Source organism: Enterococcus sp. AZ128, from assembly GCF_051714485.1.
Classification (GTDB): Bacteria; Bacillota; Bacilli; order Lactobacillales; family Enterococcaceae; genus Enterococcus_A.
This window is the reverse complement of the sequence record NZ_JBIORZ010000002.1, coordinates 403,848-429,859: the sequence shown is the minus strand read 5'-3', so window position 1 is coordinate 429,859 and position 26,012 is coordinate 403,848. Positions and strand designations below refer to the sequence as shown.

General features: G+C 42.7%; 14 protein-coding genes. All 14 read left to right on the top strand.

Annotated elements, in window-relative coordinates; genetic code table 11:
- The first annotated feature begins 2 nt into the window (after nt 1–2).
- The 14 genes from IGI38_RS13865 (at nt 3) to IGI38_RS13800 (ending at nt 25,961) form a co-directional block, all read left to right on the top strand.
- Nucleotides 3–1,430 carry a PTS transporter subunit EIIC gene (locus tag IGI38_RS13865; RefSeq protein WP_438731547.1) on the top strand — a complete coding sequence of 476 codons (1,428 nt, stop codon included), beginning with the start codon at nt 3–5 and terminating at the stop codon, nt 1,428–1,430.
- A gap of 63 nt (nt 1,431–1,493) precedes the next feature.
- Nucleotides 1,494–3,635, top strand: coding sequence for a glycoside hydrolase family 65 protein (locus IGI38_RS13860; RefSeq protein WP_438731544.1), 2,142 nt, complete (start codon nt 1,494–1,496; stop codon nt 3,633–3,635).
- A complete protein-coding gene (gene pgmB, locus IGI38_RS13855) occupies nt 3,632–4,279 on the top strand; it encodes a beta-phosphoglucomutase (protein ID WP_438731541.1) in 648 nt (215 codons plus the stop codon). Before IGI38_RS13860 ends, pgmB begins: the two co-directional genes overlap by 4 nt.
- A gap of 500 nt (nt 4,280–4,779) precedes the next feature.
- Nucleotides 4,780–5,388, top strand: coding sequence for a PepSY domain-containing protein (locus IGI38_RS13850; protein WP_438731538.1), 609 nt, complete (start codon nt 4,780–4,782; stop codon nt 5,386–5,388).
- Nucleotides 5,389–5,979: 591 nt separating this feature from the next.
- The gene (locus IGI38_RS13845) at nt 5,980–7,080 is read left to right on the top strand and encodes a tyrosine-type recombinase/integrase (protein ID WP_438731535.1); all 1,101 of its coding nucleotides are present in this window, start codon (nt 5,980–5,982) and stop codon (nt 7,078–7,080) included.
- 315 nt (nt 7,081–7,395) lie between these two features.
- Complete coding sequence (locus IGI38_RS13840) at nt 7,396–7,818, top strand: DUF1149 family protein (protein WP_438731533.1); 423 nt, start codon at nt 7,396–7,398, stop codon at nt 7,816–7,818.
- Between the two features lie 111 nt (nt 7,819–7,929).
- Entirely contained in the window at nt 7,930–9,345 is a 1,416-nt protein-coding gene (locus tag IGI38_RS13835) for a glucosaminidase domain-containing protein (RefSeq protein ID WP_438733376.1), read from the top strand.
- A 9-nt stretch (nt 9,346–9,354) separates the two neighbouring features.
- Nucleotides 9,355–9,954: a DivIVA domain-containing protein gene (locus tag IGI38_RS13830; RefSeq protein ID WP_438731530.1), complete on the top strand. Its 600-nt coding sequence runs from the start codon at nt 9,355–9,357 to the stop codon at nt 9,952–9,954.
- A gap of 21 nt (nt 9,955–9,975) precedes the next feature.
- On the top strand, nt 9,976–10,698 hold the full coding sequence (locus IGI38_RS13825; RefSeq protein WP_438731527.1) for a DivIVA domain-containing protein: 723 nt from the start codon (nt 9,976–9,978) through the stop codon (nt 10,696–10,698).
- Between the two features lie 13 nt (nt 10,699–10,711).
- Complete coding sequence (locus tag IGI38_RS13820; protein WP_438731524.1) at nt 10,712–11,002, top strand: hypothetical protein; 291 nt, start codon at nt 10,712–10,714, stop codon at nt 11,000–11,002.
- A gap of 62 nt (nt 11,003–11,064) precedes the next feature.
- Nucleotides 11,065–12,711: a hypothetical protein gene (locus tag IGI38_RS13815; RefSeq protein WP_438731521.1), complete on the top strand. Its 1,647-nt coding sequence runs from the start codon at nt 11,065–11,067 to the stop codon at nt 12,709–12,711.
- Nucleotides 12,712–12,777: 66 nt separating this feature from the next.
- On the top strand, nt 12,778–19,746 hold the full coding sequence (locus IGI38_RS13810; RefSeq protein WP_438731518.1) for a MucBP domain-containing protein: 6,969 nt from the start codon (nt 12,778–12,780) through the stop codon (nt 19,744–19,746).
- A gap of 79 nt (nt 19,747–19,825) precedes the next feature.
- On the top strand, nt 19,826–25,081 hold the full coding sequence (locus IGI38_RS13805) for a MucBP domain-containing protein (RefSeq protein ID WP_438731515.1): 5,256 nt from the start codon (nt 19,826–19,828) through the stop codon (nt 25,079–25,081).
- 142 nt (nt 25,082–25,223) lie between these two features.
- Nucleotides 25,224–25,961 carry a class A sortase gene (locus tag IGI38_RS13800; RefSeq protein WP_438731512.1) on the top strand — a complete coding sequence of 246 codons (738 nt, stop codon included), beginning with the start codon at nt 25,224–25,226 and terminating at the stop codon, nt 25,959–25,961.
- Nucleotides 25,962–26,012 lie beyond the last annotated feature (51 nt).

Below are 26,012 nucleotides of genomic sequence, written 5' to 3'. Positions count from 1 at the left end.
AAATGAGAAAGTATCAGCAATTAGCGAAAGAAGTCATTAAAGGTCTGGGGGGGACAGACAACATCAATTCCGCAGTCCACTGCGCGACTCGATTACGATTTGATTTAAAGCATCCTGAAACGGCAAATTTAGATGTACTAAAAACCATCGATGGTGTGGTGGGTATAAACCCGACACCGACACAATTACAAGTAATCATCGGCAGCCATGTCGGAGAGGTCTTTGAGGAAGTTATTCATCAAGGTGTAGTCAATGGTGACACGGATGTTAACAAGCAATCTGAATCAACAAGCGATTCAGCCATGAAAGAAACGAGTGTATTTAACAAAGTGGTCGATACGATCACTGGCTGCATGACACCGATGATTCCCGCCTTGACCGCAGCTGGGATGATCAAAGTAATCTTGTCTTTATCCACGACCTTCAATTGGATGTCGAATGAATCCAGTACGTATCGTGTGTTGGATTTTATTGGGGATGGGGCTTTCTATTTCATGCCGATATTGTTGGCAGTCTTCGCTGCAAACAAATTTAAGGTTAATACGTCAATAGCGATTATTGTCGTGGGTGTTTTCCTACACCCAAACTTTAGTCAATGGGTCGCTTCAGGAGATCCGATCTCCTTTCTTGGAATGCCGATCCAAGGTGTGATCTATGCTGCATCGGTGATTCCAGCGTTGCTGACGATCTGGGTGATGTCTTATATTGAACGAGGCGTTGACAAAATTACACCGCAATCATTGAAAATTTTATTGAATCCAACATTAACATTATTGATCACGGCACCATTGGCATTGATTGTCATTGGACCTTTAGGAAATTATGCCGGACAAGGATTGGCGTGGGTAATTAACCTGATGCAAGGGCAATTAGGATTTATCATGGTAGCATTATTGGCTGCCGCTATGCCATTTATCGTAATGACTGGCATGCACCATGCCTTGACACCGATTTTTGTTGCTTCATTTGCGGCAACTGGAACGGAATCCTTAATCTTAGTGGCGCAAATCTGTGCCAACTTGGCCCAAGGAGGAGCGACATTGGCTGTTGCCTTCAAATCAAAGCAAAAAAATGTGAAATCAATCGCCGCAGCGGCTGGGATTTCCGCAATCATGGGGATCACAGAGCCGGCGTTATACGGAATTACGATGAAATATAAAAAGCCGTTAGTAGCAGCTTGTATTAGTGCCGGAATCTCCGGATGCTTCGCTGGACTAATGCACGTAACGCTATATGTGCCGCAAAATAGTTTGATGGCGGTCTTAGGCTTTTCAGGTGAAAAAGGAACGAGTAATGTCATTGCCGGACTAGTAATGATGCTTATGTCGGTTGTTTTATCTTTCGTATTGACCTTTATTTTTCAAAAGGAAGAAAAGATTGAAGCGGCACCGACCGAAAAATCTGCAGATAGTTTAGCAGTGAACTCATAAGAAGAAAAGACAAGTAGAGTAGGTAGAAGGAGGTTCTTCTATCCTGCTTTTTGGAGGACACTCATGAAAATTTATTTAAACGACTATGAAACTGAAACGCTTGAGAAGGCGGAGAGTCTACTGTTTAACGGGAATGGTTCGATTGGCTTGCGGGGAAACTTGGAGGAAGGCTATTACGATCATTTTTCGACAAACCGTGAAACCTATATCAACGGTTTCTATGAAACAAAGGGCATCCATTATCCGGAAAAAATGTACGGTTTCACTCCCACTGGTGAAACAATGATCAGCGTGATCGATGGGCAAACGACCTTGATTACGATCGGAGGTGAACCATTTTCTATTCTGGAAGGTACAATCAGCGAGAACGAGCGCTATTTGGATATGGAAAAGGGGCTCACGTTAAGAAAGTTAGTATGGACTTCACCTCAAGGACGTCAAACCAAAATCACGATTTCACGTCTATCCTCTTTTCACTATAAAAATCTCTTCTCCATGAAGATTGATTTTGAGCGGTTGAATCATGAAGAGGAAATCGAGCTGATCACTCATTTGAACTATTATCCAGTACGTACGATAGACAAGAACGATCCGCGGATGAGCCATGACTTGCAGAAGATCACGATCAAAGAGATTGATTTAGCAGAAAATCGCTGCAAGTTTGGAACGAATCATTCACAATTAGAAGCGGAGTTAGCATGGTCAATAGACAATCACACACAGTCACAAACCAGTGAAAACGATCGAATCGTGATCCATACAAAATTGGAAGGAAGCAGCTATCAAAAAAATCTGAGCTATGCTTTTCAGCAGCAAAAACATACAGGTTTGGATACACCTTTCGCGGAACTCGTACGGAGACAGACGGAATTTTTGGCTGATTTTTGGCAGAATGCAAAGGTTAAAATCAAAAGTACAGAAATGCTGGAGGAGAGCGTGAATTACAGCACCTTTGCACTGCTCCAGTCGCTCGGTACTAACGGAACAACCAGTATCGCCGCTAAAGGGTTGAGCGGCGGTGGGTATGAAGGCCATTATTTCTGGGATGCAGAGATGTTTGTTTTTCCAGTCTTTTTACATTTGAATCCCGCATTAGCGAAGCAATTATTAACCTATCGTTACAGCATTTTAGATAAAGCGCGGGAAAATCGTCAGCTTTTCGGCTATCAAACAGGTGCGTTGTATCCTTGGCGAACAATCTCTGGAACAGAATCCTCGCCATTTTTTGAAGGCGGATCAGCGCAGCATCATATCAATGCCGATATCGCGTATGCCTTTATTCAGTATTACCGCTATACCGGCGACCTGGAGTTTATGGCGGACTGCGGCTTCGAAATTCTAGTGGAAACGGCGCGAGTTTTTATGGAGATCGGCTATCTAAGAAATAATCAGTTCCATATCGATAAAGTTACAGGACCCGATGAATACACCGTGCTGGTCAACGACAATTACTATACGAATCAATTAGTGGCGTATCAGTTCCGATGGATTCATCAGCTGGCACAAGTTCTGAAGGAACAATATCCAGAGAGCTGGACGGCTTTGACTGAAAAAATTCAGCTGCGGGAAAACGAACTGAAAGATTTTGCGCTGCTTGCGGACAAGATCGCTTTGCCTTTTGATGAAGAAAAAGGGATCATCGCGCAAGATCGCGATTTCTTGAATAAAGGCTTTTGGCCATATTCAAAGGAAGAAACCAATTATCCTTTGTTGCTGAATTATCACCCGTTAACGATTTATCGTTATCAGATTTCCAAACAAGCCGACGCGGTTTTAGCGTTAATGCTGTTTCCAGATACGTTTGAACAAGCGACGATCGAAAAAAGTATCGCCTATTATGATGAAGTCACGACACATGACTCTTCACTTTCGTATTCGACTTTTTCGACGGTATATAGTCGTTTAGGGCAGGTCGACAAAGGTTATGAGTACTTCTTGAAAAATGCTCGTACCGACTTGGATAATAGTCATAAAAACACGAAAGACGGTATTCACACGGCATCAATGGGTGGAAATTTTATGGCGATCGTGTACGGTTTTTGTAACCTTAAGGTAGTTGAAGATGAATTGACGATTGCGCCGAACTTGCCTGAGGAAATCAAAGAAATCGAGTTTTACACATATTTCAAAAATCAAAAACATCGGATCTATGTTAATCATCACACGCATGCGATCGAAAAACAAACGGAAGGAACCAATCAATGAAGGGATTTGTATTTGATTTAGACGGTGTTCTTGCTGATACAGCGAAGTACCACTACATTGCCTGGAAACAACTAGCCGAGGAAATCACTATTTCCATTGATGAGACATTCAATGAACAGCTGAAAGGCATCAGCCGCCAAGAATCGCTGGAACGAATCGTGACACATGGAGGAAAAAGAAACGTATTTTCTGAAGATGAATTAAGCAAAATGGCAGAGAAAAAGAACCAGCATTATGTTGAGTTATTGGAAGAATTGACACCACAAGACACTTTGCCGGGAGTCAAAGTGTTCTTAGAGGAGGCTCAAAAATACAACATTCCCTGCACGGTTGCCTCTGCATCCCAAAACGCGCCCTTCATACTAGATAAACTAGCGCTCACTGACTACTTTGTTGGCATCGTCGATCCGAAAACGCTGATAAAAGGCAAGCCAGATCCAGAAACTTTTGTTAAAGCTGCACAATTAATGAACCTTGAACCAAAAGAAGTAATTGGCTTTGAAGACGCCCAAGCTGGGATCGATGGAATCAAAGCCTGCGGCATGTATGCAATTGGAGTAGGTAATTCCGAGCAGCTGAGTGGAGCCGATCGGTTGGTTGATGACTTGCGAGAACTAACGATCCAGGAATTGATTAATATTTAGTTGTAGTAAAGACTAATCCTAAGCGGGTTAGTCTTTTTATCCATTATAAAGATATTAGCAAGGGCAATTATCAATAGAATATATCTACATATCAGAAGATTAAGTTGGAAGAGAAGATGTAAAAGATTTATTGTCTAGTATTTTGTTGAATAAGTATTTAAAACTTCCTTAAACTTTAATAAAATGATTTATCACCAGTTTTAATAATAGTTCGTTTAGATAATAAGAAATTATAAGGTTTATATTTCATTCTGTTTCTCGTAAGTTAAATTGACTATCACAGAAACAAGGATTCATTTTTTTATGTAATGAAATCCTTGTTTTTTTGCGTTTTTGATTAATGTTGAAAGAAATGCATTAGACAGATATACTGCTGATCAAGTTGACGAGTTCCCTTTTTCATAAATACTTTAAGTAATTTTAGGATGTATTTGCTTGAAGGGATGCATTAGAACGAGTCATACTATTATCAATCATTTTACAGAAGGGAAGTTTTAATTATGAAAAAAGTGCTAACGATCAGTTTGTTTATGGTCTTGCTTGGAGGTTTGGCTGGTTGCAGTAAGAATGCGAACGAGGTCAGTATAAGTTCGACCACGAATACAGAACAATCCATTAGCCGTACTAGTGGAACTGCAGAATCAAGCAGCGCTACTGATTCTGCTTTAAAGGTTAGCGTGAAGGATGCAATAAGTTTATACCAACAGACATATCCAAACACCGATATTAGTTCAATTGACTTAGAATACTCTTTCGGAAAATATTCATATCAAATTGAAGGTCTAGATGATCAAACAGAATATGGAGTCCTTATTAATGGAGAAACGCAGGAGGTTTCAAAAGATCGTGAAGAATCCTTAGACACCGAGGAGCAAAACGGTGTTAAGAGATCGGAAGAGAAACTAGATTTAGAAAATATACTGAGTATTGAAGAAGTAGCTAGCATTGCTGAAAAACATGCTGGAAGTGGGAAAGCAATTGAATGGAGCCTTGATCAGGACATGGGAATTACTTATTGGGAAGTAACGGTCAGTGAGGGTAATAATGATGTTGATGTTAAAATAGATGCAAAATCAGGTAAATTATTAGAGTCAGAAAACGATGATTGATCATTGGTTCTTAATAGAGGGAGTCTGAAAAATAAGATAAGTAATACAAAAAAATTATCTTACGAAGCAAACAGTAAGTAATTCCCGAAAAATATATACTCGATAACCATATAGGCTGAGTGAGAAAGATAAAACTTTAGAAAGAAAAAGTAATATTTCAAAATAAAAGAAACTAAGATGTAAAGAAAACGCTTCCAAATGACTTTGGAGGCTTTTTTTCGTTGCTAAAATGTAATTAATCAATAAGAGAGGTGTTTAGGTGGTAGAGCAGAAGGGTCAGAGCGTTATGTAGTAACAAATGGTAGTATTTTTCTTATTTTAACGACAGAAGAATAAAAGTTATTTTTTCTTGGATTGATACAATTCAAGAAAAAATAACTAGAATAATTCTAAAATGTAACTTCAGTATAAAATACAAACTGTTTTTTTTCAATAAAAACTAGAAAATTATTTAAAAAAGAAAAAAATGTTTCTATGAGTGACGACTTTTTGATTTTTGTGCAGAGTTTTTGATGCCAAAACGCTTCAGATTAGGCTTTCATTTTAAGCCGTCAGAAACGCCGTCATTTTTAGGAAGTTGGGAGCCGAGTTATGAGTCGTCGAGGAGAAAATATCTATAAACGAAAAGACCAACGTTGGGAAGGTCGCTACATCAAATCAAGAAAGGAGAATGGCCGTATACATTATGGTTACGTTTATGGTCACTCTTATAAGGAAACAAAAGAAAAATTACTACTTAAAAAATTTGAATATCGAAAAATGCAGAAGGAAAAAAATAGTTTGTACTACCCAAGTTCCGTTAGCAAATGGAGCCGGGAATGCTTAGAGAAGTGGAGAGTAACTATAAAAACCTCTACCTATAATACATACAAATATAAATTAACGAAATACATCAATCCTTATATAGGAGAGCTTCAGATGATTGAAGTGAAACAGGAACATATCAAACAACTAGTAAATAGTTGGGAGAAGATGGAGCTATCAAATCGAACGATCCATCTATTATTTCAATTGTTGGCTCGCTTGTTCAACAGTGCTGTGAAAAAAGACCTGATCGCTCACAACCCTTGTATTGATGTTGTTTTACCGAAGCAAGAAATTAAAAAAATAAAGCCATTATCTTTAGTTGAACAAAGACGATTAGAGAAGGTTGCAAAAGCCGAAAAGAATGGGGCGCTCATTATTTTCGCTTTACATTTAGGGCTAAGAATTGGAGAAATTTCAGCATTAAAGTGGGAAAATATTGATTTTGAAAAAAAGCGACTGCATGTAAAGGAAACCTATCAGCGTCTGAATAGTTCTGCTACTAAAACAACACTAGCCATCGGACCTGTAAAAACTCTTTCTTCAAATCGTGTAATTCCTTTGACTGAACCAATGATCAAACTATTCAAACAATTAAAGAAAAAACAATTGTATCCATTCGTATTTCAGATAAAGGATAAACCAATGGAACCCCGTTTGATTACTTACTATTTCCATAAAATGCGTAAGAAAGCGGGATTACCAGATATTCATTTCCATCAATTGAGACACACCTTTGCAACAAGATTATTAGAATCTAGAGTAACGATTGCCTCAATCAGTGAACTGTTAGGGCATAGATCTACCCAAATGACTTTAGATATATATACTGGAACAGTTTTTGATGAGAAATACAGTTCACTAAAAATGATGGAAGAAGCAGTTTGATTAAAAAACTTCATTAAAAAAAGATAAATAACGATCGTTTTATTTCAGCTAATGGTTGATCCTATTTGAACAGGTGGCCTTTGATAACAGATATTTTTGAAAAAAACGTCGTCAAATCTTTTTTTATGCCGTCAATTCGCCGTCAAAAAAATAATTTCTAGTTTATTTAATAACGATTACGTTTGTTTTTCTTAGATTGTATCAATCCAAGAAAACAATTGGTTCATTTACTTATCCTTATTCTACTAGGCAAAGAGCGCATAGACAAAGATAAAATCTACATTGTTAGTAATATTTTAAATAAAGGAGTTACCTATGAATATTGAACGATACAAACCTAAAGTAAACAAATTTCATTATGATGCTAAAGAAGAATATGAAGACTATAAGAATGATTTCAACATTCATATTACCCCTTTAAGGATAACGTATCCTGCTAATCAAGACAACTCATGCACACTAGGGATTCGCCTAGATTTTACAATGGTTTTTGAAACATTTGTCATTGATGGGAGTTTGGGGCAAGTCAATTTATTCAATGACCGCAGGATCGAATCAAAAGAAGACTTAACGAAAGAAGAATTGAATGAATTACTAGCACCACTTTTTCAATTAGTAAAGCGTTTAACTTACGAAGTAAGTGAAATTGCATTGGATGAACCAGGAGTAACCGTAAATTTTGATCAAATCAATCAAGGTCAACAATTAATGGAAAATAGAGATAGAGAAGAAGGGTGAGTGTAATTGGTGAAAAAGAACTACTATCAAAAAAGTCCGAAAACAGTATATCGCTCAAAATGCGATCATTCACAATTTGTAAAAACTGGAGTAAAAGGTGCGACAACCTTGATTGGTTCAGCATCTATTTTATTGAACAGTGCACCAGTAGCATTTGGTGCTGAGGAAGTTTCTACATTAGATAATACAGAACTAACTACCGAACAAACAGTAATAGAAGAAACGAATACATCAGAAACAGCGGCAAGCTCAGAGTCAACTACAACAGAATCAACAGAACCAGTGGAACCAACAGAGCCAGAAGTGCCGACATCTCCGACAGAACCAACGACGCCAACTGAGCCGACAGAACCAGAGGAACCTAAGGAACCAACGACACCAACCAAGCCCGTTAAACCAACAGAACCGGAAGAAACGAAGAAACCAACTGAAGTGAACGAAATCAAGACCGAAGAAACAATAACATCGACTGAAAGCAATGAACAAGCAACGACCAATCTTTCGGTAGAAACAACTGTACCAGCTGAAACGATTCCTGCACCAGCAGAACAACCAATCGTCAGTCAAGTAGAGTCACAATCAGTTACCAACCTAGTGCCTTCTACAACAGAAACTAGCGATGGCGCGATTCATTTCGAAAAAGACGAATCAGTAGAAAGCTTCATTAAAAAGATTGGAGAACCTGCTCGAAAAATCGGACAGAAAGATGATTTATATGCGTCAGTCATGATCGCGCAAGCGATTTTAGAGTCTGCTTCGGGAACAAGTGAATTAGCTCAAGCACCAAACTATAACTTATTCGGTATCAAAGGGAGTCATAACGGAAAAAGTGCCACGTTCAATACCCAAGAAGATACAGGTGGCGGAAATATGACTACGATCCAAGCAGCGTTTAGAGCTTATGAAAATTATGAAGAAAGCTTCGAAGACTATGCCAAGTTAATGAAGGAAGGTTTATCCGGTGGTAGTGATTATTACAACGGCGCATGGAAATCCAATACTGAAACATATGAAGATGCGACAAAATTCTTAACCGGACGTTACGCAACAGATACATCTTACAATCAAAAGCTAAACGGTCTGATCAAGACGTACAAACTAGTAGAGTACGACAAAGAAAAAGCCGAAACAGAAATCAGTGAACAAGGTTTTGCTATTCCAGTTGAAAATTATACGATCTCGAGTAATTACGGGGCAAGAGCTGGAGAGTTTCACCGTGGATTAGACATGGCGGCAGCTCAAGGAGAGCCCATCTACGCGAGTAAAGCAGGGACAGTGAAAATTGCTGAGTTCCATTATTCTTGGGGAAATTATGTAGCAATCGAGCATGAAGGCGGGACAACAACATTATATGCCCATCAATCACAATATGTTGTAAAAGCTGGCGACCAAGTGGAACAAGGACAAATCATTGGCTATGTTGGCAGCACGGGGAATAGCACTGGCAGTCATCTTCATTTTGAAGTTTGTCGAGATAGCTCGTTGAGTCAAGATCAACTCATTGATCCGGCATCAGTATTGTTTTAGAGGTCCTATATGAAATTTGATATAGAAGGAATTAAAAATATTACTTTCCCAAGTGGTGCAATGGGCTATAAGAAAAAAGACGTAGATGACTTTCTCAGTTATGTTGCAAAGGACTACGGTTCTTATCAACGACAGTTAGAGGGGAAAAAACAGGAAACCGAGGCTGTTGAAAAAGAGAAGCAAGAATTACTACGAGAATTAAACAAGCAAAAAGAAGCTGATATGACGGCGCTTGAGAAAATTAAACAGGAAAATCAAGCGCTGAAGCAACAGCTAACCATTCTACAAACAGAGAGCGTATCAAATAACTTAAATGAAGATACTGCCTTATCTCTGGCCCAAAAAGTTGCTTTACGAATCGAAAAACAAGCAAAAGAGGAAGCGCAAGAGATTCTAACCAGTGCAGATCACTATTACAACGAACAATTACAAAAATTAGAACAAAAACGTAAAGACATTGATTCAGAAGTAATGACCAAGTTTTCCGAGTTGATGGGAAGCGAACGAATGATCGTTGCTTCTATGGACACAGTCAAACTGGAATATGTCCGATTAATGAATGTGATTCGAGAGAATTTTGATGAGTTGAATGCCGAAGATAAAAAATAAAAGGAATGGGGGGATAAGCTGATGCATTTTAAACCATTAGATATTCGCGGGTTAACATTTCGTCGTCGACTGTTTGGTTATCGTGCGGGTGACGTAAAAGATTTTATGAAGCATGTCGTAGAAGATTATGAATCTTATCAGGTTAAGGAAAGTGAAATCGTTGTTTACCAGAATGAAATAGAAGAAAAACAAAAAAAGATTCAAGAACATAAGAATATGATTCATGGGCTTAATAAAAAGAATAGTCACTTGAATGAAGAAAATGAACGACTGAGAGAGTTCGAGTTAGAGATTCAAGAGCTAGAAAAAATGAAAGAACTGGCCCAGAAAACGGCTGATACAGTTCAAGCAGAGGCAAAATTACTTTTAGAACAAGCGGAGCGGCAAAAAGCCTCAATGTTGCAGGAAGCCGAAACAACCAAGATGAATCATCTATTAAATATTCAAATTGAGCTAGGTGAATTAGTACGTGAACAAGAAGAATTGAACACGATGCTTGCTAACAAAAAATTGGAATTCTACGAACTAGAACTTCAATACGAAGACATGCTTATGAAGAAAGAGAAAGCTGCCACTGAAGCTCAGATATTAAAACAAGAATTTTTATCAGTACGGAGCAAGTTGATAAAAAAATATGCTGAAAGTTTGGATGAGGTCATTGAAGAAAACCAATTATTGAATCAAACAATCAGTGAAGAACAATCAACTAAGATCATGAAACTAACATCCAAACGGATCGGTTAGGAGGCGAAAGATCATGAATTTTGAGGGATTGATGTGGATTTTCGATATTTTAGAAAAGATCAAAATGAAAAGATATGTCTTCGTTCTTATGGTGATCATGATGACACTCAGTTATCTAAAAAATCGTCATCATCGAAGAAAAATCACTCTAGAAGAAGAGAATGCATTAATCGAAGCGACCTATCCAAAAGATGAGAACGGTCTTTATCCATGGGAAACAGATACGAATGATCATCCTAGCCGAATTGGGAAAAAAAGTGTACCGATTAAGAAAAATTGGGGGCCAAAGCGTGGCCAATGGTAAAGAGGGTCATTTTTTTGGATAAAAGTAATAGAGATAAAAATTAGAACAAAAGGGGAACCTATGTGAGAGAAGTAAATACTGAACAATTAATCAAGCAATTGAAATTAGTACCAATTGAAACAAAACAAAAGCATCTGTTCCTTTCAGTTTCCAATGGAAAAGAACGAGCTAAAGTCCAAAATGTTCGAGGAGAGACATTAGAAGATAGTCTTTCCTGGTTGAAACAAAAGTTATCAAGCATTGAAAGGTCATACATTCGAGTGGATGCAGTGACCCACATTGAAGAATGTACATATGCTGAATTAATGGATCGCCTATCGTTAGTGAAGAGAAATAATTATTTTAGGATAGGAATTACATTTGATCGGAAATTCCGAACCGCTTTTCTGGGCGAAGAAATCATGGGAAGTGCCTTGATTCGACCTTCGGCTAAGCATCGAGTGGGGTTTAACAATCCTGAATTATCGATTAATATGCCTAACCTAGAGAACTATGTACAAAAAAAATACAACATGCCATTGAAAGATAAATTGAAGCAAAAAACATTCTATTTATTTACGACGCAGGGCTTCTATTTAGAAAACGGGAATTGGATCAAACTTTCAATAAAACCTGATCAAGAGGGTATTCGCGAAAGTAATTACGGAAGTTTACCAACACAAATTAATCATGCGATTGAACAAGGCGAAGATTTCTTATATCGCCAAATCAAGGATACTGGTCAGTTCATTTATGGATATTATCCGACATATGATTACGAACTTTCTGGCTACAACTCAGTTCGGCATTTTTCTAGTGTTTACGCTTTGTTAGAAGCACAGGAATACTTAGGTAAAAAAGAAGAACTGAAACGTTCGGAGCAAGCTCTTGATTGGGGTGTCGAAAATTTGATTTTTGAAAAAAAAGGCGCTCAATATGTTCAAGAACAAACAACTTCAGGCGTTTCCATCAAATTGGGAGCTCAAGCCTTAGCGATTTTGGCTATGGCAAAATTTCAAACGATCACTGGGAATGATAAATATCAAGGGATCATTACTCAACTGATTCAAGGGATTGACGATCGCTTTGTCAATGAAGAGGGAGAAACCACTCATATTTTGGATGATCAGCTAGAGACGAAGAAGAAGTTCAACATCATTTATTACGATGGAGAAGCGGTCTTTAGTATTTTACGGGGTTATGCCATTACCAAAAATGAACGGCATTTACAGTTAGCAAAAAAATTGTTTGATCGCTTTGTTGAGAAAAAATATGAACGATACCACGATCATTGGTTGAGCTATGCTACCAACGAGATTCTCTTATATCTCAATGATAAAAAGTATTACGAGTTCGGCTTAAAAAATGCTTTTGAAAATATGAACTTCATTGAATTTCGCGACACTGCCTACCCAACATTATTGGAGCTATTGATGGCAGCTATCAAGATGACGGATAAGGTCAAAGAAACGAGCTATTTTAAACAAGGCGAGTTTACTCAATTTGTTTCCAAAATAGATTTTTGGCGCTTGCGACAAGTCGCAGTAAAACGTGCTGAAATCGAGATTGAAAAGGGGGTTATGTTTCCTGAAATGGCCATGTTTATGAAGTATCCAGACAGAGTTGTCCATGGATTTTACACGCGCCATGACAAATTTCGGATGCGGATCGATGATCAAGAGCATTTTTTAAGCGGCTTGATCAATTTTTATGACTATTTCTATAAGTAGTCAAATTTAAAATAATTCTCATAGCAATAAGAAACTTTTTAATAAAGAAAGAAGGGGTTATTACACATGAGTAGTGAAAAGAAAATCATATATCGTCGTGAGCCGATAAAGAAGTACAAAATGCACAAAGTGAAAAAGCATTGGGTTGTTAAAGGTGGGGTAGCTGGAGCTATGATCGTCGGTTCAGTAGGCGCACCGATGGTTCCACATTTGGCTTATGCGGCGGAAACAGAAGAAGTTGATCCAGGCGATAGTGAAGAAGTCAAAGCCAAAAGTCTAGATGAGGTTCAAGAAGAAACTACGACCGTTGAATCAACGACTGCAACTCCAGAAGCAACCATAGCGACAACCGAACCCGCAGAAGAAACGGCAAGCTCTGCGGAAGAAACAGAAGAATCAGATACCACGGAAGCTGAAACAAAAGACTCTGAAAGTTCAGAAAAACAATCTCGTGTTGTTGAAAATCCAGATGGCACGAAGACATGGACTGCGAATGAGGACGCAGAGTTTACAGTAACCAATTATAAAGTTTTAGATTCTGAAGGTGCGATTTTAGAGAACTTAGTAATGGAAGATTTAAATGCTGAAAATGGGGTTCATTTTGAAGCCACTTTAAATAATAGCGCTAGCGCTATTAATGTTGGTGACAAACTATTTATACCAACAAATGCAAGTGGTATTCGAGGTGGTTTAAAAGATTTTGTAACTATTAACAACTTAAGTATTGATGGAGTTGGGATAGCCAATTCGGTAGATGATGGAATAGAAATAGAAATTACAAACGACAATTTAGAGAGTAAAAGATTTGATTTTAATGCCCCTGGTGCTTCAGGAATTTCACGGCCTGCATTTCAAGCGGTTAATGGAAGCTATGCAGGAGCAAAAATTGTTTACACGTTAGCTGGAATGACACAAGAGCTGACAACGAAAGTTACTTCTGCAGTCCCTATTTATCATGGATTTGCTAATTTTAACGGTCCATTAACTGCAGCATCCTCGAATTTGATGTATAGCTCAATTTATGCAGACAATACACATGGACTTTATCGGGAACTAAATGGTTTAGCACGAGAAGTTTCAGATGAAGATACGGTATATATCAATCGCATAAAAGTAAATGAAGGTGATGTATACGAATATACAGGAATGAATCAAGAAAATCTTCCAGCAAGTGATATGGCAATTAATATGGTTCCGCCAACTGCTGATCTAAGTGCTCTTTATCTGACGGGTGTGTATGCGAGAGCAAATGATGATAAATACACATTAAAATTCGTTAGTGTTCCTGAAGGTTCATCAAATGAAGAAATCGAACAAGCATTGATTGCCGCAGGACCATACACGTATACTTCGTTCCTAAAAGATGGGGAAGTAGTATTTGCACGAAATATTGGAAGTATCTATGATGCGCCTAAAATAACCGAGACCAATCTTTATCATGATAGTGGAGCTGCTTCACCCTCGGAGTTCTTTGAGATGCAAGGCTTCTCAATTGATGATGATAAGAAAGATATGGTTGATCAAGTCTGTACTACAATGGGGTATAGTGCTTACCATGATTTTAAGATAAATTTTGCAGATAACTCAATTGTGAATTCAGCAGATTCTGTGGCTACTAATATGCTAACAGGAGAAATACAAGAAGACTCTGCCGCAACAAATCCGGCTAGTATCGGGATAGAAGGTCAAACTTTAGTCAAAATTAATTATGTTGATGAGAGTGGCAATTTGATACAGACAGTAAATAATAAGATTGGTTGGCCTGATGAGACCATAACAATTACTGCAGAGGATTTGGTTGTTAAGGGATATACATTAGATAATACAAAATTACCAGCGGGTGCTAATCCAGATACTGGTGAAATGAACGTAACTTTCCCAGCTGAAGGCGAAACCACTGAAGTTACTTATGTATACACAGCAAATAATTCCACAGTTGATGTGAAATATATGTTGGATACCAATGGTGATGGTATTGGTGATAAGGCAATTAACAACGGTGATGATGATGCAACATTGACCGGTAAGTTTGGCCAATTGTATGTGACACAAGCAAAAGATTATCGAGATAAGAATTATGTCCTTTCACAACGTCCAACAAATGCTGTTGCTCGTTATGATGAACCTACACCAGAAGTTATTTATGTTTATCAAGAAGTAGGCAGCCTAATCATTGACACGACTATTTTTGATAACAATGCAACGGGATCGACAACTAAATATGAGATCAATGATGATTACACTACCCTAAAAGATTTAGTCGTTCCAACGTCACCGACAGGTTATCACTATGAAAATACAAATGGTGTTACTTTGACTCCAGGTAGTGCAATTCAGCCAACGCAGAAGAATGAAGATACGACTTGGACTTTAGCAGCAAATGAAGCAAAAGTAACTTACCACTATGTTGATCAAGACGGAAATAAGGTTGCTGAAGATATCGTAGTGGATGCTAAGGTAAAAGATACTATTGAAGAAAAAATCAACGTTGTGGATGGTTGGTTATATGTAGAAAAAGATGCAAGTTCTGACTCTGATATGATTGTTGATGAAAGTGGAACATCTGAAATTACTTACGTTTATCGCAAAATGGGTAGCTTTGTTCCGGACAGCGATGATCCAGCATTTCCAGGTGGAGAAAGTATTCAGTATCCCAATGATCCTAATGATCCAAGCAAGATGCTAGATCAAGATGATCCAGCTTTTCCAACAATTCCATATGTTCCTGGCTATACACCAGTGGATAAAAATGGTAATGATTTGGAATTAGTTGATCCAGATGATCCGACTAAGGGATACAAATTCCCAGATATCGATGATCCTGGTGAAGATACAGTCATTAAGTATGAGTTAGATGATGATGAATCTGATGCGGATGCAGATAGTGATTCCGATGCGGATGCGGATAGCGACTCTGACGCGGATGCGGACAGTGATTCCGATGCGGATGCGGATAGCGACTCCGATGCGGATGCGGATAGTGACTCTGACGCGGATGCGGATAGCGATTCTGATGCGGATGCGGATAGTGACTCCGATGCGGATGCGGATAGTGACTCTGACGCAGATGCGGATAGCGACTCTGACGCGGATGCGGACAGTGATTCCGATGCGGATGCGGATAGTGATTCCGATGCAGATGCGGATAGTGACTCTGACGCAGATGCGGATAGCGACTCTGACGCGGATGCGGATAGCGACTCTGACGCGGATGCGGATAGCGATTCTGATGCGGATGCGGATAGTGACTCCGATGCGGATGCGGATAGTGACTCTGACGCAGATGCGGATAGCGACTCTGACGCGGATGCGGACAGTGATTCCGATGCGGATGCGGATAGTGATTCCGATGCAGATGCGGATAGTGACTCTGACGCGGATGCGGATAGTGATTCAGACGCGGATGCGGATAGCGATTCTGACGCAGATGCGGATAGTGATTCCGATGCGGACGCAGATAGTGATTCCGATGCGGACGCAGATAGTGATTCCGACGCGGATGCGGACAGTGATTCTGATGCAGATGCCGATAGCGATTCCGATGCGGACGCAGACAGTGATTCTGACGCGGATGCGGATAGTGATTCTGATGCAGATGCGGATAGTGATTCTGATGCAGATGCGGATAGTGACTCCGACGCAGATGCGGATAGTGATTCTGACGCGGATGCGGATAGTGATTCTGACGCGGATGCGGACTCAGATTCTGATTCTGATGCAGATGCGGATAGTGACTCCGACGCGGATGCGGATAGTGATTCTGACGCAGATGCCGACAGTGATTCCGATGCGGATGCGGATAGTGACTCCGACGCGGATGCGGACAGCGATTCTGATGCGGATGCGGACAGCGATTCTGATGCGGATGCGGATAGTGATTCAGACGCGGATGCGGATAGCGATTCTGATGCGGACGCCGACAGTGATTCCGATGCAGATGCGGATAGTGATTCCGATTCTGATGCGGATAGTGACTCCGACGCGGATGCGGATAGTGATTCAGACGCGGATGCGGACAGTGATTCAGACGCGGATGCGGACTCAGATTCTGATGCGGATGCCGATAGCGATTCTGATGCGGATGCGGATAGCGATTCAGACGCGGATGCGGATAGTGATTCTGATGCGGACGCAGATAGTGATTCTGATGCGGATGCAGATAGTGATTCCGATGCAGATGCAGATGCGGATGCGGATAGCGATTCTGATGCGGATGCGGATAGTGATTCTGATGCAGATGCGGATAGTGATTCAGACGCGGATGCGGATAGTGATTCCGATGCGGACGCCGACAGTGATTCTGATGCGGATGCAGATAGTGATTCAGACGCAGATGCGGACAGTGACTCCGATGCAGATGCCGACAGTGATTCAGACGCGGATGCCGACAGTGATTCCGACGCGGATGCGGATAGTGACTCTGATGCGGACGCCGACAGTGATTCTGATGCGGATGCAGATAGTGATTCCGATGCAGATGCGGATAGTGATTCAGACGCAGATGCGGATAGTGATTCAGACGCGGATGCGGACAGTGATTCCGACGCGGATGCGGACTCAGATTCTGATGCAGATGCCGATAGCGATTCTGATGCGGACGCCGACAGTGATTCCGACGCGGATGCGGACTCAGATTCAGACGCGGATGCGGATAGTGATTCCGACGCGGATGCGGATAGTGACTCCGACGCGGATGCGGATAGTGATTCCGACGCGGATGCGGATAGTGACTCCGACGCGGATGCGGATAGTGACTCCGACGCGGATGCGGACAGTGATTCCGACGCGGATGCGGATAGTGACTCCGATGCGGATGCGGATAGCGATTCCGACGCGGATGCGGACAGTGATTCAGACGCGGATGCGGACTCAGATTCTGATGCGGATGCGGATAGCGATTCTGATGCGGATAGTGATTCTGATGCGGACGCCGACAGTGATTCTGATGCGGATAGTGATTCTGATGCGGACGCCGACAGTGATTCTGATGCGGATGCAGATAGTGATTCCGACGCAGATGCGGACAGTGACTCCGACGCGGATGCGGATAGTGATTCTGATGCGGACGCCGACAGTGATTCTGATGCGGATGCAGATAGTGATTCCGATGCAGATGCGGATAGTGATTCCGACGCAGATGCGGATAGTGATTCCGACGCGGATGCGGATAGTGACTCCGACGCGGATGCGGATAGTGATTCAGACGCGGATGCGGACAGTGATTCCGACGCGGATGCGGACTCAGATTCTGATGCGGATGCGGATAGCGATTCTGATGCGGATAGTGATTCTGATGCGGACGCAGATAGTGATTCTGATGCGGATGCAGATAGTGATTCCGATGCAGATGCAGATAGTGATTCCGATGCCGATGCGGATAGCGATTCCGACGCGGATGCGGACAGTGACTCCGATGCAGATGCAGACAGTGATTCCGATGCCGATGCGGATAGCGATTCCGACGCGGATGCGGACAGTGATTCCGATGCGGATTCCGATAGCGATTCCGACTCTGATGCGGACTCCGATTCTGATGCCGATGCGGACAGTGATTCCGACGCAGATGCGGATAGTGATTCCGACGCGGATGCGGATAGTGACTCCGACGCGGATGCGGATAGTGATTCCGACGCGGATGCGGACAGTGATTCCGACGCGGATGCGGACTCCGATTCTGATGCGGATGCGGATAGCGATTCTGATGCGGATAGTGATTCTGATGCGGATGCGGATAGCGATTCTGATGCGGATGCGGACAGTGACTCCGATGCAGATGCAGACAGTGATTCCGACGCGGATGCGGATAGTGATTCTGATGCGGACGCAGACAGTGATTCTGATGCGGATGCAGATAGTGATTCCGATGCAGATGCGGATAGTGATTCCGACGCGGATGCGGACAGTGATTCCGATGCGGATTCCGATAGCGATTCAGACGCGGACGCGGATGCGGACTCCGATTCTGATGCAGATGCGGACAGTGATTCCGACGCGGATGCGGACAGTGACTCCGATGCAGATGCAGACAGTGATTCTGATGCGGATGCAGATAGTGATTCCGATGCGGATGCGGATAGTGATTCCGACGCGGATGCGGATAGTGATTCCGACGCGGATGCGGATAGTGATTCTGATGCGGATGCAGATAGTGATTCCGACGCGGATGCAGATAGTGATTCCGATGCGGATGCAGATAGTGATTCCGATGCGGATGCAGACAGTGATTCCGATGCCGATGCGGATAGTGATTCTGATTCCGATGCCGATGCAGATAGTGATTCCGATGCCGATGCGGATAGTGATTCTGATTCCGATGCCGATGCAGATAGTGATTCCGATGCCGATGCGGATAGTGATTCTGATGCCGATGCGGACAGTGATTCTGATGCCGATGCGGATAGTGATTCCGACGCAGATTCAGATAGTGATTCCGATGCCGATGCAGACAGTGATTCTGATTCCGATGCGGACAGTGATTCTGATGCGGATGCAGACAGTGATTCTGATGCGGATGCAGACTCAGATTCCGACGCGGATGCGGACAGTGATTCGGACGCGGATGCGGATAGTGATTCCGATGCGGATGCAGATAGTGATTCAGACGCGGATGCGGATAGTGATTCTGATGCGGATGCAGACAGTGATTCCGATGCAGATAGTGATTCCGATGCCGATGCAGATAGTGATTCCGATGCCGATGCAGATAGTGATTCTGATTCGGATGCGGATAGTGATTCTGATGCGGATGCAGACAGTGATTCGGACGCGGATGCAGATAGTGATTCTGATGCGGATGCAGATAGTGATTCTGATTCGGATGCGGACAGTGATTCTGACTCTGATGCCGATGCGGATGGAAATGGATCAACAGGAACAGGTACTTCTGGTTCTGGAACAAGTTCGAAGAAATTACCAAGTACCAATACAAATGATGACCAAGTAATGTATTCTGTTGCCGGATTAGGGTTGATTTCAATGGGATTAGCCTTCTATGGGGGATCTAAAAAGCGCAAAAAAGGAGATAACAAAGCCTAAGTCGTAGATGCCCATGTAGTGAGAGGTCACGTTCTGTACTTTAAAGAGCGTGACCTCTTTTTCTAAAAGGAGATTAATTATGAAAAGAAAATCTTATCAATCGGAAATAGCATCCAAAAGATCTTATCGAAGATATCGAATGCATAAAGTTAAGAAGAATTGGGTTGTTAAGACTAGTGTTATTGGCGCGATAATTTTGAGTGGGCCTGCTTCTGCGGCTGCAATCGAAGCAACGGAGCCAACTGCTACTGAACAGACAGTTGAACCAACAGGAGATCCACTATCCATTGAGTCCGACGAATCAACAGCCTTACCCATAGAAACTATCACCTCTGAACCAAATATAGTTTCGGAAAAAATAGAGGAAACAGAAGTAGCTTCAGAAAAAAGTGCATCAGACGAAATAAGTGTTCTGATGACACCTTTAGAAGAAAAAGTAGACATCGAAATCGTTCAACCGGCTCTTAGTATGGCTCAAACGGTTCAAAACGAACCAGAAATTGCTAGATTGATAGCCACGTTGCTCCAAGCGCAAAAAGATGATTCAGTAGATTATTACGGTGGGGTCACTGCTGCTGCGAATGCATTAAAAGCGGCAGTCCCTGATGCAATCACGAAGAGAAATGCAGCAGTAAATCGAGCAAATGCAGCACTATTGTACGATGGGTATTTTGAAATCATGTCTGGTTGGAGCTATCACAATGTGTTAGATGCTCCATACGGAGCATTGATGCTTGGTCGTGCTGGGGCTACTTCGTCAACTCCAACGACAACAACGGCTGAATTGCTAATTTTAGCAGAAGCGTATGAAACCATTGTGGCTCAAGTGGAGAATGAAATTATGACTCTTGGAAAGCCTGGTCCTTTGTCGGATCAAGGTGGAACAGCCGTTCAAACGAAAATTACGTATCGATATATTGATCGAACAGGTAAGTTGGTTATTCCTGATGTAGTTAAGGATGCGGTATCCGGAGACATCATCCCTGAAGAAAAAATTTCTATAGAAGGTTATACCTATGATGGGAAAGATACGGATGCTTCAGACCCAGATATGAAGGTGAATGAAGATGGCTCTTCTATAGTTGTTTACTTTTACAAAGCAAATGCAGCAGAGGTTACGTATCGTTATGTAGATGAGAACGGAAAATCTATTGTTGACGATCATAAAGAATCCTCTACAGTGGATGCAGAAATTCCTGAGCGAATCCTCGATATTGAGAACTATACTTACTTGGCTAAAAGTGATGATTCCGATGCGGATATGATCGTTGACCGAAGTGGGAAGTCAACAGTGACATATATCTACAGTGCCAACAAAGCGACAGTAACTCATCGGTATGTTAACGAAAAGGGCGAAGCATTAATTGATGATTACCTAGAACAGGCAGCTGTCGGTTCAGTAATCAATGGGAGAATCACAGAAATTGAAGGCTACACTTTTAGTCAGATAGATGTGAACTCTGATGATGACATGAAGGTGAATTCAGATGGTACTTCTGTCGTGATCTATATCTATTCTCCAAATGATGCGAAGGTGATTTATCATTATGTTGATCTGGAAGGAAACCCGGTTTCAGAAGATATAACTGAAAACACTAAAGTAGATGCGACAATCGATGAAAAGATAAATGTTGTTGAGGGCTGGTTGTATGTAGAGAAGCATGCAAATTCTGATGCGGATATGATTGCTGATCGTGATGGGGTATCTGAAGTTACGTATGTATATAAAATAATTGGAAAATATGTAGTAGATAGTGATGATCCAAGCTATCCTGGAGCGCCGAATGAAATTCATTATGCGAATGATTCTAATGATCCTTCAAAAGCTGTAGTTCCTGAAGATGCAGTTATTCCATATGTGCCAGGATATACTGCGACAGATAAAGATGGAAATGAATTAGAGTTTGTTGATCCAGAGGATCCGAGTAAAGGATACAAATTGCCAGATATTGAGGATCCTAGTGAAAACACTGTTGTCAAATATGTACTAGATGATGATAGTGATTCAGACGCGGATAGTGATTCAGACGCGGATAGTGATTCAGACGCGGATAGTGATTCAGACGCGGATAGTGATTCAGACGCGGATAGTGATTCAGACGCGGATAGTGATTCAGACGCGGATAGTGATTCAGACGCGGATAGTGATTCAGACGCGGATAGTGATTCAGATGCGGATAGCGACTCGGATGCCGACAGCGACTCGGATGCCGACAGCGATTCGGATGCGGATAGCGATTCGGATGCGGATAGCGACTCGGATGCAGATAGCGATTCAGACGCAGATAGTGATTCGGATGCGGATAGCGACTCAGATGCGGATAGCGACTCAGATGCGGATAGTGATTCAGATGCCGACAGTGATTCGGACGCGGATAGCGACTCAGATGCGGATAGTGATTCAGATGCCGACAGTGATTCGGACGCGGATAGCGACTCAGATGCCGACAGTGATTCGGACGCGGATAGCGACTCAGACGCAGATAGTGATTCGGATGCAGATAGCGATTCAGACGCCGACAGTGATTCGGATGCGGATAGCGACTCAGATGCGGATAGTGATTCGGATGCAGATAGCGATTCAGACGCCGACAGTGATTCGGATGCAGATAGCGACTCAGACGCGGACAGTGATTCGGATGCGGATAGTGATTCAGATGCCGACAGTGATTCGGATGCGGATAGCGACTCGGATGCGGATAGTGATTCGGATGCGGATAGTGATTCAGATGCCGACAGTGATTCGGATGCGGATAGCGACTCGGATGCGGATAGTGATTCGGATGCAGATAGCGATTCAGACGCAGATAGTGATTCGGATGCCGACAGTGATTCGGACGCGGATAGTGATTCGGACGCGGATAGTGACTCAGATGCGGATAGCGACTCGGATGCAGATAGTGATTCGGATGCAGATAGCGATTCAGACGCAGATAGTGATTCGGATGCAGATAGTGATTCGGATGCAGATAGCGACTCGGATGCAGATAGTGATTCGGACGCGGATAGTGACTCAGATGCGGATAGCGACTCGGATGCAGATAGCGATTCGGATGCGGATAGCGACTCGGATGCGGATAGTGATTCGGATGCAGATAGCGATTCAGACGCAGATAGTGATTCGGATGCCGACAGTGATTCGGACGCGGATAGTGATTCGGACGCGGATAGTGACTCAGATGCGGATAGCGACTCGGATGCAGATAGTGATTCGGATGCAGATAGCGATTCAGACGCAGATAGTGATTCGGATGCAGATAGTGATTCGGATGCAGATAGCGACTCGGATGCAGACAGTGATTCGGATGCGGATAGTGATTCGGATGCGGATAGCGACTCAGATGCCGATAGTGATTCGGATGCAGACAGCGATTCAGACGCAGATAGTGATTCAGATGCAGATAGCGACTCGGATGCGGACAGCGATTCGGACGCGGATAGCGATTCGGATGCAGATAGCGACTCGGATGCGGACAGTGATTCGGATGCGGATAGTGATTCAGATGCGGACAGTGATTCGGACGCGGATAGTGACTCGGACGCGGATAGTGACTCAGATGCGGATAGCGACTCGGATGCCGACAGCGATTCGGATGCGGATAGTGATTCGGACGCGGATAGTGACTCAGATTCGGATAGCGACTCGGATGCGGATAGCGACTCGGATGCCGACAGCGACTCAGATGCTGATAGCGACTCGGATGCGGACAGTGATTCGGATTCGGATAGCGACTCAGATGCGGACAGTGATTCGGATGCGGATAGTGATTCGGATGCCGACAGCGATTCGGACGCGGATAGCGATTCGGATGCAGATAGCGACTCGGATGCCGACAGTGATTCGGACGCGGATAGCGATTCGGATGCAGATAGCGACTCGGATGCGGACAGTGATTCGGATGCGGATAGTGATTCAGATGCCGACAGTGATTCGGACGCGGATAGTGACTCGGACGCGGATAGTGACTCAGATTCGGATTGCGACTCGGATGCCGACAGCGATTCGGATGCGGATAGTGATTCGGACGCGGATAGTGACTCAGATTCGGATAGTGATTCGGACGCGGATAGCGACTCGGATTCGGATAGCGACTCGGATGCCGACAGCGACTCAGATTCGGATAGCGACTCGGATGCGGACAGTGATTCGGATTCGGATAGCGACTCAGATGCGGACAGTGATTCGGATGCGGATAGTGATTCGGATGCGGACAGCGATTCGGATTCGGATAGCGACTCAGATGCGGACAGCGATTCGGATTCGGATAGCGACTCAGATGCGGACAGTGATTCGGATTCGGATAGTGATTCGGATTCGGATAGCGACTCGGATGCGGACAGTGATTCGGATAGCGACTCAGATGCAGATAGTGATTCGGATTCGGATAGCGATTCGGACTCGGATAGCGATTCAGACTCAGACAGCGACTCAGATTCAGATAGTGATTCGGATGCAGATAGTGATTCGGATGCAGATAGTGATTCGGATGCGGATAGTGATTCGGATGCAGATAGTGATTCGGATGCAGATAGCGATTCGGATGCGGACAGTGATTCGGATTCGGATAGCGACTCAGATTCAGATAGTGATTCGGATAGCGACTCGGATGCGGACAGTGATTCGGATGCAGATAGCGATTCGGATGCGGACAGCGATTCAGACGCCGACAGCGATTCGGACGCGGATAGCGATTCGGATGCGGACAGCGATTCGGATTCGGATAGTGATTCGGATTCGGATAGCGACTCAGATTCGGATAGCGATTCGGACTCAGACAGCGACTCAGACTCAGATAGCGATTCGGACTCAGATAGCGACTCGGACGCAGATAGCGACTCGGATTCGGATAGCGACTCAGACAGCGACTCAGATTCAGATAGTGATTCGGATGCGGATAGCGACTCAGATTCGGATAGCGATTCGGACTCGGATAGCGATTCAGACTCAGACAGCGACTCAGATTCAGATAGTGATTCAGACAGCGATTCAGACTCGGATAGCGACTCAGACTCGGATAGCGACTCAGATTCAGATAGTGATTCGGATTCAGATAGTGATTCGGATGCGGACAGTGATTCGGATGCGGATAGTGACTCAGATTCGGATAGCGACTCCGATGCTGCCGGGACTAAGATCACAACTTTAGTAGATACAAAATCTATACCTACTAGTAAAAAAAGCTCAAGGGCAACTACAGATAATGAAAAGAGTACATTGCCTAAGACAGGAATGAAAAATGATCAAATGGCGTATCGCGTCCCAGGTTTGGGAATGCTTGCGGCCGGGTTAATTGGATTAACCAAACGTAGGAAAAGAGGAAAGCATGAAAAGTGATCCTCAATAAGTTAAACGATCAAAAGACGGATCATTAGATTCGGATCCGTCTTTTGTCTATAGATTATCCCTTCAACATTTATCAGGCCTCATTATTTAGTTGGAAGAGATACATAATAAAACTACGAGATAGGAGAGGCTCATGAAACGAAAAATACTTGGATTACTCGCTGTTTTATGTGTACTTGCAGGCAGCCTTATCCTCTTCAATAAACCAATAAAAAATTATTTTGTGAAGAACACCGGAGAGCACTATGACATTTCCAAAGTAACGAAGGAAGAGCTAAAAAAGAACAAAGATGCGGAAGCAACGTTTGATTTTGATGCAGTGAAGCCACTGAACTTGAATGCGATTCTTCAATCGCAATTAAAGGGCCTTACACAATCAGGTGATTCAAATAAAGCCGACAGCGGCAGTAACAACTTACCAGTGATTGCCAGTGTAGCAGTTCCTGATGTAGGGATATGCTTACCTGTTTTCAAAGGGCTTCAGGATGATGGGCTGTATTACGGAGCAGGAACGCTGTCAGCGGATCAGGAAATGGGTGAAGGAAATTATGGGATTGCAAGCCATCGATCCGACCAAGCAGATTTATTATTTACACCACTAGAGAATGTCATTCTCGGAAACAAAATTTATCTCACCGATTTAACTAATGTGTATACATATGTGACGGTTCGAAAAGAAAAGGTCAATCCAAGTGCAGTTGAGGTGTTGGACGAAGTGGCTGGAAGAAAGATTGTTACGTTACTGACCTGCGGAGATCTCTATGCAACGACTCGCATCATCGTTCAAGGAGAATTGGAGAGTGTGACACCAATGGATCAAATGTCTGAAGAAGCCGCCAAGGCATTCAATTTACAAATGAAGACTTATTGAGTGCGAATATAGAATTATGATTTATGACCAAGCCCAATAAGGCGGGAGGAA